The organism is Streptomyces tamarix, from assembly GCF_032423885.1.
GTDB lineage: Bacteria > Actinomycetota > Actinomycetes > Streptomycetales > Streptomycetaceae > Streptomyces > Streptomyces tamarix.
Map to the genome: position 1 here is coordinate 11,194 of NZ_JAWCTQ010000024.1, position 13,749 is coordinate 24,942.

The window sequence follows — 13,749 nt, forward strand, 5'->3', positions numbered from 1 at the left end:
CCCCCATCCTGACCGAGCCGGACGCTCGACACACCGTCATGGTCACGCGCAGGCGCGCAGGGTCAGGGCGATGAGGGTGCCGAGGAGGGCGAGGATCACCCCGGTACCGACACCGACCACGACGAACGGTCGCCTGTCCGCGCCGTCCGGCGGGTCGGTGCCCCCGCGTGCGGCCGGCCCCGCGGTCGGCGGGCGCCGGTCCCCCGGGGGTCGCGCGTCGCCGCCGCCCCGCGAACGCCCCTCCTCCACCGGGCGGGGCGGGCGTGCGGGCGGCGGCGGGGCGGCGGGGGGTGCGACCGGCTCCGCCCGGTGCCCGCGCGGGGCCTCCCCTGCGCCGCGTCCGCCCACCACGGGCCGCCGCTCCGGTGGTTCCCCGCCGTCGGGGGGGTCGCCCTCCCCCGCGGACCGGTCGGGAGCGGCGCGTCCGGCGTCGCGCTCGCCGCCCGCCGACCCGGCACGCGCCGCCGTGCCGCCGGCGCCCCGGCGGTCGGCCCCGGCGGGACTCCCCGGGCCGCCGCCCTCCCAGGAGCGGTCGTCCCGGGGGCGGTCCCCCCAGGAGCGGTCGTCCCGGGAACGGTCCTCCCAAGAGCGGTCGTCCCGGGGGCGGTCCTCCCAAGAGCGTTCCTCCCGCGCGGGGCGGGGGGCGTCCTCGTAGGGGTACGCGTCCGGTGCACGGCCGCCGCCGTCCGCGTGTGCCGTCCGGCCGGTCTCCCCGCGCGGGCCCGCGTCCCAGGAGCGCCACCCGTCGGCCGGCCCCGTGCCGCGGTCCTGCGGGGAGCCGCCGACGGCCCCGCGCCCGGACGGGTCCGGCGCGCGTCCGGGGCCGCCGCCCGGTGGACGGCCCTCCCGGGCCCGGGTGGCCTCCCCGCGCGGGTCCGCGCCGAAGGCGTCTTCGGCGGCCCCCCGCGTCACGGGCCGGTCCGCCCCGTCCGGCCGCGGAAGCGGGGCGGCGTCCCCGCGCGGGGCGGAGCCGGGTGGACGTCCGCCGTCCACCCGCCCACCGGAACGGTCCACCGGACCCTCCCAGGAGCCCTCGGCACCGCCACGCGAAGAGGCAGCCCCCTCCCGCCCGCGGTCACCGCCCCCGGGCCGGGCAGCACCCCCACGCGCACCCGGACCCGGCGAACCACCCTCACCCACCCGCCCACCGGAACGGTCCACCGGACCCTCCCAGGAGCCCTCGGCGGTCCCACGGGGACCGTCGGCCCCCGGCCGCCTTCCCGGGCGGGCCTCCGTCGCACCGTCGTCCTCCCACCGGTCGGCCCCGGTCGCCGGCCGGTTCGCGGCCACGGCCTCGCGTCGCTCCCCGGTCGGGTCGGAGGGTCCGTCCGCCACCGGGCGGGGCAGGGGGGTGGTGGCGGCCCGCAGCAGCGCCTGCCAGGCGGGTTCCGGGAGGCCGGGGGCCGGGCCCTGGGTGATCTGCTGGACCGCCGCGCGCGCCGCGCGGTGCGGGCCCGTGCTCAGGCGCGGGAGGAGGTCCGTGACGCGGGCCGACAGGTCCGGGTCGTCCAGCAGCGGGCGCACCGCCCAGCGGTAGAGCGACGCGGCGTTCGCCGCCCGCACGTCGTCGGCCGGCCGGGCCGTGCCCGCCCGGTCCGTGACGAACAGCTCCCGGTCCAGGAGCACGGCGCACAGGGCCGCCCGCTGCTCCCGGTTCCAGGACGGCCACCGGTCGGCCGCCTCCGTCACCAGGGCCGTCAGCGTCTCGTACCCGGTGCCCGTCCGCAGGGCGCCGAGCAGTTCGTCGTCGGCGGGTCCGCGCCGGTGCGGCGAGCCGCCCAGCCACCTGCGCACCCGCGGCCGGTCCTCGGACGGCACCGGCCACTCGGGCGCCACGACCGGGACCGGCGGGCTCGGCCGGGGCCCGGCCGCCGGGGCCTTCCGTGGCGGCGGGGCGGCGGGGCGGCGCGGGGGCGGGTCCAGGGGCGGCAGGCCCGACAGCGCCGCCTCGGCGAGGGCCAGCAGCGTCGTGGGGCCGCCGCGGGTCGCCCGGTGGTGGTCCGCCGCCCGCTGGAGGGCCGCCCCCACCGCGTACTCCTCGCGCAACTGGTGGCGGACCAGCCGCTCCGCGACGGCCTCGGCGCGGTCGCCGCACCGCTCGGCGGGGTCGGTGCGCCGCCGGGCGGTGCTGCCGGACGCCTCGCCGGTCCAGCGGCTGACGAACACGAACCGCAGCCCGTCCGACTCGGCGGTGTCGTGCGTGGCGAACGTCCACCGCCGCGTGATCTGGCCGCCGAAGATGCCGTACAGCCCCCACAGCACCCGGTGCGCCGCCCCGCCGGACGGGTCGAGGAGGGTGAACCCGGCGTTCGGGTGGCGCAGGAACTCGGCGACGGCGCCGACCAGTTCGCGCCGCACCCGGGCGAGGCCGCCGGCGAGGAGCCGCTGCCCGGCGTCGGCGGCGGGCAGCAGCGCGCCCTCCGGGACCGGCGGCAGCGCGCCCCGCACCTCGGCCAGCGGCAGGTCGCCGCCCTCCCACGACCAGGGGTGCAGGCCCAGGCAGGTCGCGGGGTCGAGGACGGGGGCCGGGCCCATCAGGGCGTGGCACACGGTGCTGGCGCGACCGCCCGCGTCCCGCCACGGCGCCCGGTGCACCAGCAGGACCTGGTCGCCGCTCTCCAGGCGCAGCAGCGCGGGCGCCGTCGCCTCCCCGGTGGCCCGCAGCAGCGGCGCGGTCATCCGGAACACCGCGTCGGCCAGCTCGGGCGCGCACGACCAGGCGACCGGGCCGAACCCGGTCGTGCCCGAGAGGTTGTCGGTGTCCCAGCGGAAGACGATCTGGTCGACCAGCCTGTCGTGGGGGGACATCAGATCCCTGCCTCTCCGTGGTCCACTCCCGGCAGGAGCCCGCACATGGCGAAGATCGACAACAGGGGCGCCAGGACCCGGCGGGGCCGGACGCCGTGCGGGAAGCGGTCGTCGCGCGCCTGCCCGCCGGTCGCCGCCACGAAGTGCAGCGTGCAGCGGGCGCAGTCGTCGAACGGCCGCAGCCACGCGGGGGTCGCGTGCCGGGCGACGAACGCGTGGACGTCGCGGCTCTCGGCACGCACCTCGTCCGCCCGGTACACCGGCGGCAGGGCGCGGCCGAGCCACTGGTCGACGGCCGGTTCGACGCGGACGAGGTCGCTCTTGTTGACGGCGATCGCCGCGGGCGCGGCGATGTAGGGCCCCCAGGTGCGCGGGACGCGGTTGAGGACGGCGGTGAACGCCTCGTCGCCCAGGTCCCGCCGACGCAGCCCGTTCAGCGCCCGCACCGGGTCCAGGGAGGTCAGGCGCAGGGCCCGCAGCGGGTCGAGGACGAAGACGAACGCGTCGACGCCCGTCAGGAACCGCGCCACCTCGCCGTCCTGCGCGAGGTCCTCGCCCGCGAGGTCGAAGAAGACGACGGGCCGGGTCGGGCCGCACCCGGTGACCAGCAGCCCGTCCGCGAACCGGGCGAACGTCTGCTGCCCGGTGCGGCCCAGCTCCCTGCCCTGCAGGAGGCTCTGCACCCGCTCCCGCAGGAACGTGCGGTGCGTGTCCGGGTTCAGCGGCAGGCACTTGAGGCCGTACGGTTCGAGGCCGCCCTGCTCGACCTCGCCGAGCATCGCGGCGAGGAGGTGGGTCTTGCCGACGCCGGAGCTGCCGACGAGGGCGATGGTCAGGGGCCGCCCGTTGGTCAGGTACGGCACGGGCAGCTCGTGCAGGGTGTCCTCGTCGGCGTACGGGCACAGCTGGTACGCCGTCCTGAGCAGGTCCTCGCGGTGGGCGGGCGGCAGGTCGCCGCTCAGGTCGAGGGGGATGCGGTCGCCCTTCGGGTCGATGGTGACGAGGCGCGACTCGTCGTAGGCGACGGGCAGCAGGCAGTGCGGGCACAGCCGCTCCACCGACGTGGTGTCCGCGGCGGGCGGCGACAGCGCCACCGGGGCCGTCCCGGCCGTCACGGGCCGCCGGGCGGGGGTCCGCCTGGGCCACCAGCGCCGGGGGCCCTGCGGCTCCGGCTCCTCCGGCTCCTCCGGCGGCGGGGGCCGGTCGAGGCCCAGGTCGGCGCGTTTGCGGGCGATCTGGGCGTCGTACTCGGCGCGGCCGCGGCTCAGCGGGTCGGGGCCGCCGGCGGACAGGGCGAGCGGGTCGGGGACGTTCAGCAGCCGCATCAGCTCGGCCGGGGCGGGGCGCCCGGCGGCCAGCGGGGCGAAGGCGCCGCCCCGGTCCAGCGCGGTGAGCCCCCGGAAGCCGGCCAGGTCGGCGGGTGGGCCCGCGCCCCGGTCGGGGCGCCCGGCGACGAGGAAGTACGCGAGCTGCGCGACGGACCACAGGTCGTCGCGCGGGTCGGCGGCCCCGGTGCCCCGCCGCTGCTCGGGTGACGCCCAGGGGGCCGCGCCGAACGCCTCGCGCGGCTCCCCGGCCCGCAGGGCGGCGTACGGCTCCGCCAGCCGCACGTGCTGCCCGTCCCAGCGGACGGTGTTCGGGTCGATCGCGCGGTGCACCAGGCCGGCCGCCTCCAGCAGGCGTACGGCGAGGGTCAACTGGGCGGTGACCTGCTGCTGCTCCCCGACGCCGAGGGCGCCGCCGTACGAGGCGAGCGGCTCGCCGTCCGCGATCCGGTACAGGACGAACGGCTCGGGCGCGTCGAGGTCGTAGCCGACGACGCGGGTGAAGACCTCCCCGAACCGCTCGTGTCCGTACCGGCGTTCCAGGGCGACGGCTGCGGCGGCCTCCCGTTCGAGGGCGCCGTGCGCGTGCGGGTCGCCGGGGGCGATGCGGTACTGCAGGACGGTCCAGTCGACGCCGAGGGTGACCCTGCGGGCCAGTCGTCCGGGGCGGCCGGGCGGCTCGTGGTCGGGGCCGAAGCGGGCCGCGAAGCGCACCGGGTTGCCCTTGTGGGTGAGGAACGACAGCGCGTCGCCGGGGTGGTGGGGGTGGGTCACGACGGGTCGTCCTCCTCTTCGGGGGTCTCCTCGCGGACCGTGCGGACGGTGTCGGCGCGCAGCGGTACGAGGCCCAGCACGCCGGCGTGGCGGCCCGTGGGCGTCCACACGACGTCGTCGGCGTACTCGGCACGCACGGCGTACGGCCGGTCCTGCCAGGGCCCGCCGTCCGGTTCCGCCGCGCCGCGCCGGAACGCCTCGGGGGCGAAGCGGACCTGGTGCACGGTCAGCGGGTCGGCCGACAGCAGCCGCCGGTGCTGCGGTCCGCACAGCGGGACGGCCGGTTCGGCGTCGCCGCCGCCGGGGGCGAGGAGTTCGGTGACCCGGTCGGAGGCGACCCCGGTCATCCGGGTGGCGTCGGGGCGCCGCCCGGGGTTCGGGTCGTGCGGGGGCGGGGAGGTCGCCGCGTCGCGCAGGAGGCGGCCGTGGACCTCGTCGAGCAGGTCGCGCATGGGCCCGTCGAGTGGGGTGCGCCCGGCGCGGGCGGGGTCGCGTTCGATCCGCGCCCAGCAGGGGGCGAGGATGCGGCGGGTGCCGGAGGCGAGGTCGGCGACGAGCGTGTCGACCAGGTCCGGGCCGCCGTCGCCGCGCTCCCGCTCCAGCCACGGCGGGTCCTCGGCGGGGCCGAACGGCGACCAGTCGTCGTCGAACCCGTCGAGCGGGTCGTGCGAGGGGTCGGGGACGGCCTCGTAGGCGGGTCCGATGTGCCGCGGCGGGCCGGACCGGTCGTAGGGGCGGGCGGGGCCCGCGAAGTCGTACGGGTGGGCCGGACCGGCCGGGACGTCGTACGGGGTGTCGGGGGCGGCCGTGTCGTACGGGCCGCCGTCCGTCTCGTACGGGCCGCCGAAGCCGCCGTCCGGGTCGCCGTACTCGCCGTACCGGTCCCCGGAACCGCCGTCCCGGTCGCCGTACGGGCCCGCCGGGTCGCCGGCGTACGCGTCGGAGCCCGCGGGCGCGGGATCCGGGGGCCCGAACGGGGTTGCCGGGGCCGCGTCGTACCAGCCGTCGTCGGCGGCGCTGTCGCTCCAGGCGTCCCACGTCCATAGCTCGCCGCCGCCGTCCGCGTCGGCCGGGGGCGCCTGCCGGGGCGCGGGCTCCGGCCGGGCGCCGCGCGGGCCGGGGACGGAGGCGGCCCCATCGCCCCCGCCCCCGTACGCGTCGGCGGTCGCGGCGAGGGCGCGCAGCAGCAGGGCGGTCGCGCGGGCGCCGTCCGCGCAGTGGCGTCGCGCGTCGGCGAGCAGCCAGTCGTGCACGGCGGTCTCGGCGAGGAGCCGGTCGACGCCCGTGACGACCCGCGCGGCGTACTCGGCGTCGGTGCCGCGCCACCACGCGTCGACGGAACGCGTCCAGTCCCGCACGGCGAGGACCACGGCCCCGACGAGGGCCAGGGCCGCCGCGGCGGCCCCCGCCCAGGCGGGCAGGGCCGAGAGCGAGCCCGCCACGGCCCCTGCGGTGCCGCCGGCGAGGCCGCCGAGGAGCCGGGCGGCGATCCGGGTGGTGCCCCCGCCGTCGTACCGGCCGTCCGGGGAGCGGTTCGGCCGGTGACGCCACATCAGGGCGGCCAGCGCCGCCGCCGCGGCCCCGGTCGCGGGGCCGAGGAACCAGCCCGGCCCCGGCCACAGCCCGGCCACGAACGCCGGTACGAGCGCGAGCAGCGCCGCCGCCGCGGAGGTGCCGCCCGCCCGGAACGGCGGCGGGCCGGCGAGGTGGCGCAGGTACGCCGGGTCGCACAGCTCGTCGAGGCGGGCCAGCCGCGCCGCGCTGCCCGCCGGGGCGGAGCGGTCGGAGAGGGCGGCGAGCCGCGCGGCGGCGGACCGCAGCGGCAGGGGCTGGTCCAGCAGGTGCTCGGTGAGGTCCCGCAGGGCGGGCACGACCCGGGTGCGGGACGCGGCGGGCAGGTCGGGCAGGACGATGCCGCGCTCCAGGAGCCGGGCCCGCTGCTCCTGGGTGAGCCGCACGCCGTCCGCGTCGGTGAACGCTCCGGCCACCGTGTCCCGGTACGCCTCCAGGGCGCGGCCGAGGCCGACGAGCCGGCCGGGCAGGTCGGCGCGGCGCGCGCCGGCCCCGAACAGCCCGGCGGGGCCGCGCGCGAGCCGGTGCCCGGCGCGGGCCTCCTCCAGCGCGTCGTCGCAGGCGCGGCGGCGGGCGGCGGCGGGGCGCGAGGGCTCCAGCCACCGGTGGCCGGCGACGGCCTCGGGGAGGGAGTCGTCGAGGAGGACGGCGAGTTCGGCCGGTACGGCGTCGCCGGGTCCGCCGCCGGACGCCTCCTGCCCGGTGAGGGCGCCGAGGGCCTCCTTCCACACGCGCGTGCGGGCCTCGTCGCTCAGGTCGTGCTCCACGACGCGCACGGACGGGACGGCGACGCCGTGGACGACCCCGGCGAGGGCGTGCAGGACGGCGTCGAACACCTCCGGCTGGAGGAGGAGTTCGACGAGCGGGCGCAGGCCGTCCGGGTCGTCGGCGGTGTGCGGGTCGAGCACCCACAGGACGCCCGCGGTGGGCGGCCGCAGGGTCAGGGGGCGGCGCAGGGCGCTCCCCCCGGCCCCCGCCCCCGCCCCCGCCCGGGCAGGGGGGTCCCCCTCCTCGGGGGCGCCGACGGCGAGGCAGACGACCCGGGCGGGGCCGTACGAGTAGAGCCGCTCGTACAGGAACTGGTGGGCGACGAGCCGGGCGGCGTCGTCGACGACGAGGAACCGCCGCTCGTCGCCGCCGGGCTGCGGGGTGTCGAGCGCGGCGCGCACGGCGTCCGCGCCGGTCCCGCCGGTCGCGCCGCGCAGGTCGAGGGGGACCGCGTGGCCGGGCGGCCGGTGGGCCGGGGAGGTGCCGGGGGTCTCGCGGAGGTTCACTCGCCGTCACCGTCCAGGTCCCACGGGTACGCCGACGCGGAGCGGGGGCCGGGAGGCGGGTCCGCGGGGGCGGTGTCGGGTTCCGGGCCGGTTCCGGGCCGCGGCGCGCGGCGCGGTCCGGAGGCGGCCCCGTGACGGGGGCCCCTCCCGTGGCCGCCGTGGTCACCGTGACCGCCCTGACCGCCGTGGTCACCGTAGCCGCTCTGGCCGCCGTAGTCCCCCTGACCGCCGTGGTCTCCGTAGCCGCCCTGGCCGCCCCGATCACCGTGGCTGCCGTAGCCGCCCTGACCGCCCCGATCACCGTGACCGCCCTGGTCACCGTGGCCACCGTGGCCGCCGTGGGCGCCCTGACCGTCGTGGCCGGGTGGCGCCGGGGGTTCGGGCGCGGTGGGGGGCGGTCCTTCGTCCCGGTCGCGGCGGTACCGCTCGTGCAGGTCGCGCAGCGAGGAGCGGGTGGGGTGGCCCTGGGTCTCGAAGGCCAGGTCGAGGGCGCCGGGCAGGGTCTCGGACCAGAAGTGCCGCAGGGGCGCCAGCCACTCCTCGTCGCCCCAGCGGGCGGTGAGGGCGTCGATCCGGGCCAGCTCGCGCGGCGCGATCTCCTCGACGAGGGCCAGGAACAGCGGTGACGGCTCCACCGGCGTGGTGGTGAGGCCGGCCGGCTGCATGTCCATGAGCCGGTCGCAGAACACCCCGATGATCGATTCCTCCTCCAGGAGCGCGGTGCGTTCGTACGCCCGCAGCAGCCCCGCCCAACTGGACAGTTGACCGTCGAACGGCTCCACGCGGAGCGCCATCGTCGCGGACTCGCCGCGCTGGAGGTGGATGCGCACGAGGTCCGGCGAGGCGTCGTCGCCCTCGCAGCGGACGAGGCCGTTCCACATGGCGCACAGGATGCGGTGCAGGATGCGCTGCCGGTCCTCCTCGGTGCTGACGAGCCAGTCGTCCCGGTAGCCGAGCCGCTGCCGCCAGGCCAGGAAGTCGTCGGCGCGGCCGGCCTCCCGCGCCTCCGACCAGAGCTTGAGGAGCTCCCGGACCTCGGAGATGTCGGTGAGGCTCATCCCGCTGCGGAACAGCACGACGGTGATGGACTCGGAGTCGACGGCGTGGGGTTCGACGTCGGCGTGCGGGGGCAGGTAGAGCGCCTTCCTCAGGTAGTCGGCGGTGCGGCTGTCCCACTCGCTCTTCGGATAGGTGATGAGCACCTTGAGGGGGCCGCTGCCGTCGGGGGTGAACCCGACGGGCAGGAGCCCGGCGACCTGGGCGCGGAACTGCTCCAACCAGCGGCTGTCGACGGCGGCCTCCGCCGCCTCGTCGCCGGCCGCCGCCCGCAGGAGCAGCGCCATCGACGGCAGGAGGGGACGCTCGTTGAGCGTCTCCCCGTTCTCGCCGAAGAGCTGCTTGACGCGGCGTTCCAGGACCTGCTTGACCTCCTTGACGGCGGCGCCGTGGGAGCGGCGCACGGCCTCCAGGGCGCGCAGCCAGTCCGCGGGCTCCACGAGGGCGGCGAGGATCCCGGCGGCGTCGGTGTTCTCGTCGGGGAGGCGGAGGCTGCGGCCGAGGCGCTGGACGACGTCGTCGTAGAACACGCGGAGGCTGTTCTGCGGGGGCAGCAGGTAGGAGACGCCCTTGCGGTCGTCCCGGTAGAGCTCGCGGCGGCGGTCGGAGAACAGCTTGCCCTCGCCCTCCGCGTGCCCGCGCAGGGCCCGGACGAGTTCGTCGAGCTCCTTGACCGCGCGGTTGAGCACCGGACGCCACTGCGACTCGCTCTCCTGCCAGGCGCGGTGCCACAGGGCGTGGGCGCGCCAGCGGTACCAGTCGTCCTGTTCGGTGAGGGCCTCCCGGACGTCGGGATCGCTCCAGCGGGCCGGTACCAGGCCGGCGGCGCCGCCCTTGATCCTCGGGACCTGCGGCGCGGCCTGCTGGACGTGGGAGGGGCGGTGGGGTTCGCTGCGGCGGTTGTCGAGCATGCCGGTGAAGCCCACCTCCGCGACCCGCTCGGGGTGGCCGCGCAGCCCTTCGGCGACGGCCCTGACCCCGAAGGGCCCGTACGTGCCGAGGAGGGCGCGGACGGCGCTGCCGGGCCGGAAGTCCTCGACGAGCCGGGGCATGTCGCGGGCGAGGTCGCGTTCGAGGCGCACGAGGGCGTCCTCCATGTCGCCCCGGCGGTGGTGGAGGGCCAGCGTCACGGCGCGGCTGCCGCGGGGCGGCAGCTCGGGCTCCGGGATGTCGGGCGCCCGCCGGGTCCACAGGTCGTCGATGCGGGAGTGCTCGAACATCTCCCGGACCCGCGCGGTGCCGTCCTTGACGGGCTGCTTGGCGCGTTCCTCCATCCCCCGCACGGCCTGGGCGAGGAGGCGGGCGGCGACGATCTCGGCGAGGTCGTCGACGGGGACGGTGAGGGACGCGGCGAGCGTGGTGGACATGCCCCGGTAGCCGATGCCGGAACGGGCCGTCTTGGACCGCTCGACGGCCTTGTTGATGAAGCTCTCGGCGAACGACTGGTAGTCGTCCTGGGCGCGGCCCCCGCCGGTCTGGTCGGGCAGTTCCGTGCCGATGAGGGACATCACGAGGGCGGTGACGGAGCGGCGCAGGTCCTCGTTGCGGATGACGGCGGGCTTGCTGAACAGGAACGCGGTCTGCACGGTGGAGGCGCGCAGCCGTACGGTCGTGTCGCCGGGGTAGCGGATGCTGATCCGGGAGCGGTGGTCGACGTCCCCCACGTCGGCGTCGGCGTTGGGCATGTTCTGGTCGTCGACGAGCCGGGAGAGGTCGACGAGGGCGCGGGCGCCGTTGAGTTCGGCCTCGCGACCGCCGCCCCCCTCGGGCGGGAACGCGGACGGCATGACGACGAGCGGGTAGATCTTCACGCCGGGCACCTTGGCGTTGCGGAACTCGTGCCCGACGAGGTGGAGGAAGTCGTAGTAGATGCCGGCCCCGGTGCCGCCCGCGACGGAGAACGCGACGAAGACGTCGCAGCCGCGGATGCGACCGCCGCCGAGCCGCTGGAGATCGCCCGCGCTGGTGCCGATGGCCCCGATCGCGGCGCGCAGCGGGCGCAGGACGGGTTCGAGGCCGCTGCGGAGGGTGGCGAACAGGGCGGCGCGGCCGACGGTGGGCAGTTGCCCGGCCCCGCTGTGGAGGGGGGCGACGCGGGGCTGGCGGACGTCGGGGGGCAGCCAGTCGCGGGTCTCCTCGTGCAGGGCGACGCGGAGCATCCGGGTCACGTCGGGTGAGCTCTCGAACTCGCCGGGCAGCAGGTCGCGGACGACGCGGGAGGTGCGCGCGTAGGCGGCGGCCTCGGTGCCCTTCGCGCTGAACTGCTGCTGCCGCTGCAGTTCCCCCTCGCTGAAGTCGGCATACACGAACTGCAGGCAGTCGGGCAGTTGGTACGGGGCGCGGCGGCCGCCGTCGACGAGTCGGGTGCCGTCGGGACCGCACAGTTCGCGGCGCAGGCTCCGTTCGAGTTCGGAGCCGATCCGTCCGCCGGTGCCGCCCAGGCCGACGAAGAGCATGGGCTGGTAGATCTTCATTACGTCTCCCCTCGGGACGCGGGCGCCCCGTCGTGCGGTCCTGCGTCAGAAGTGCTCGTTCCAGGTGCCGGCGTCGGCCCTGCGGTCGTCGCGGACGCCGTCCCCGCCGTCCGGGCGCGTCCAGGCGGGTGCGTCATCGGTGCCGCCGTCGCGGCGGGCGGGTGCGGGGCGGCGCCCGAAGGGCAGCCGGTCGCGCCAGGTGCCGCCGGTCGGGGCGCCGTCGCCGGTGGGGCGGCGGGGGGCGGTGGGGGTGTCCGGGCGGGTCCCGGAGGGGCTGTGGACGGCCAGGTCGAGGCCGTCGTCGAGGCCGGTGGCGTGGCCGGGCCGTACGGGCTGCTCACGGCCGCCGTACGGGCGCAGCCGCAGTTCACCGCCGCCGGTGCGGTGCAACTGGTGGGTGCCGGCGGCGCCGGGGCGGGCGCGCTGGAGGGTGGGGGCGGCGCCGCGGGGCTGCTCGACCGTGAAGGGGAACGTGCCGTTCTGGCCCTGTCCGGCCCGTACGGTGAGCCGGTCCAGGGTGCGGCCGTCGCGGAGGAGTTCCAGTACGGTGCCGGTCAGGTCGCGCCTGCGGCGGCGGGCGGTGAACCGGACGGCGAGGAACGTCCCGAGGAGCAGCACGGCGGCGGCGCCGCCGGCGAGGAGCGGCCACCAGCGTTCCGTCCAGGTCGGCGGGGCCTCGACGCGGACGTCGAGGAACGTGCTGTCGAGGAGCCGGTCGCGGTCGGCGGTGTCGACGGCGGTGATCTGCCCGCCGATGTCGCCGAGCGGGGTGCCGGGGCCGACTTCGAGGGTGAAGGGCGTGTCGCGGCGGCTGCCCGGCGCGACGGTGACGGTGGCCGGGTCGACGCGGAGTTCGGTGCCGGCCGCCTGGTCGGCGAGGGCGAGCCGCAGGGTGTGGGGCGCGCTGTCGTTGTTGGTGACGGACAGGGTGCCGCGGACGGTGCCGCCGGGGTGGACGGTCGTCCGGTCGACGGTGAGCCCGGCCACGACGGCAGGGGTGTCCTCGCCGCGCTGGGTGTGCAGCGGGCGCAGGTCGGAGGTGACGCCGGGCGCGGCCATGCGGGTGGTGAGCCGCAGCGCCCCGGTGGCGCCCGCCGGGACGGTGACGGTGCCGGTGAACCGCACGTCGGAGGCCGTGCGGTCCGGGGCGCGGCCGTCGTCGGCGAGGGCGACGTCGACGGGCGCGAAGCCGTCCCCGGCGAGCTGGGCGGTGACCTTGATGCCGGTGAGCTGCGCGGGGTCGGTGATGACGACGCCGCGGCGGGTCTGCATGCGGACCTCGACGACGGCCTTCTCGCCGGGGCGGGGCGCCGCGGGGTCGAGGGTGACGGCGGAGCGGAGCCTGCCCTGCCAGATGGCGCGGACGGCGACCTCGCGGTCCCGGTGGCCCTCGGGGGCCTCGACGCGGGCGCGCCAGCGGCCGGGCAGCGGGTCGTTGACGCGCAGCGCCTCCACCGGGCCGTCCTGGCCGCTGAGTTCGAAGGTGGAGCCGTCGAAGCGGCCGCTCGTGGGCACCTTGCGGCCGCGCGGGTCGTAGTAGGTGACGGTGACCTTCGGGTCGTGCTTGCTGACGGTGATGGAGCCGTCGGTGGCGATCGGCGGGATGGTCACGTACAGGTCGGCGGGCGGGCGCTTGGAGTCGCCGGGGATGACGCCGGCGCAGCGGGCGGCGGCGAAGACCTCCTGGAACGCCTTGTCGATGCCGGTCGAGTCGGCGACGACCCGCATGCGGGGGGTGGCGGAGGGCAGGTCGGCGCAGCCGCCCCGGTAGCCGCCCTCGGCCATGTCGGTGAGCGTGGCCCGGTCGATGGCCCGGCCGAAGCCGAGCGGCCAGATCTGGACCTTCTCGCGGCGGGCGCGGGCCAGTTCGTCGGCGAGCCGCTTCAGGCCGTTGGCCTTCCGGCTGTCCCGGTCGGCGCCGTACTCGGGGCTGTCGTCCACGTCGAGGCGACCGTCGGTGAGGAGGAAGACGACCTTGGGGGTGGTGGGCGTGCCCTTCTCCGTGAGGCGGTCGACGGCCTGGCGGATGGCGGCCGGGAAGTCCGTGCCGGGGCCGACGCGGGCCGGGTCGCGGTGCGCCAGCCGCGGCACGCAGTCGCTGAGGCGCTGCCGTCCGGCGGAGTCGGCGACGGTGAGCGGGCACACCTCCCGTACGGGGGACTGGCCGGGCTTCTCGGAGCTGCCGAAGCCGATGACGGTGGCGCGGGAGCGTTCGGAGATCTCCCCCTGGGCGAGGAGCGCCGCGGCCTCGACCTCGCGGCCGAGGTCCTCGTCGGACAGGCTGTCGGACTGGTCGACGACGATGGCGAAGTCGACCGGGTCGGCGCCCTCGGCGGTGGCGCTCCGCAGGGCGGCGCCCACCGCGGCGGCGGGCGCCGGCGGCGGGGCGGGGGTCAGGGCCGCGAGGCCCAGGGCCAGGGTCAGGGCGGCGGCTCTCGCGGCCCGTCCGGTGCTGGTCAGTCGCAT

5 protein-coding genes are annotated in these 13,749 nt (G+C 77.9%); all 5 read right to left on the reverse strand.

Annotation, left to right across the window (positions count from 1 at the left end):
- Positions 1-42: 42 nt before the first annotated feature.
- The 5 genes from RND61_RS19285 to RND61_RS19305 are packed head-to-tail and all read right to left on the reverse strand — an operon-like array spanning position 43 to position 13,749.
- A complete protein-coding gene (locus tag RND61_RS19285) occupies positions 43-2,808 on the reverse strand; it encodes a hypothetical protein (protein WP_315879247.1) in 2,766 nt (921 codons plus the stop codon).
- The gene (locus RND61_RS19290; RefSeq protein WP_315879248.1) at positions 2,808-4,907 is read right to left on the reverse strand and encodes a hypothetical protein; all 2,100 of its coding nucleotides are present in this window, start codon (positions 4,905-4,907) and stop codon (positions 2,808-2,810) included. The genes RND61_RS19285 and RND61_RS19290 overlap by 1 nt, the downstream gene beginning before the upstream one ends.
- On the reverse strand, positions 4,904-7,753 hold the full coding sequence (locus tag RND61_RS19295; protein ID WP_315879249.1) for a hypothetical protein: 2,850 nt from the start codon (positions 7,751-7,753) through the stop codon (positions 4,904-4,906). The genes RND61_RS19290 and RND61_RS19295 overlap by 4 nt, the downstream gene beginning before the upstream one ends.
- Positions 7,750-11,283: a tubulin-like doman-containing protein gene (locus RND61_RS19300; protein ID WP_315879250.1), complete on the reverse strand. Its 3,534-nt coding sequence runs from the start codon at positions 11,281-11,283 to the stop codon at positions 7,750-7,752. The genes RND61_RS19295 and RND61_RS19300 overlap by 4 nt, the downstream gene beginning before the upstream one ends.
- Before the next feature lie 45 nt (positions 11,284-11,328).
- The gene (locus tag RND61_RS19305; RefSeq protein ID WP_315879251.1) at positions 11,329-13,749 is read right to left on the reverse strand and encodes a vWA domain-containing protein; all 2,421 of its coding nucleotides are present in this window, start codon (positions 13,747-13,749) and stop codon (positions 11,329-11,331) included.

Bases quoted from the DNA above. Each gene is read 5' to 3' on its own strand.
- RND61_RS19300 (WP_315879250.1), bottom strand. From the start codon at position 11,283: ATGAAGATCTACCAGCCCATGCTCTTCGTCGGCCTGGGCGGCACCGGC.
- RND61_RS19305 (WP_315879251.1), bottom strand. From the start codon at position 13,749: ATGCGACTGACCAGCACCGGACGGGCCGCGAGAGCCGCCGCCCTGACC.
- RND61_RS19285 (WP_315879247.1), bottom strand. From the start codon at position 2,808: ATGTCCCCCCACGACAGGCTGGTCGACCAGATCGTCTTCCGCTGGGAC.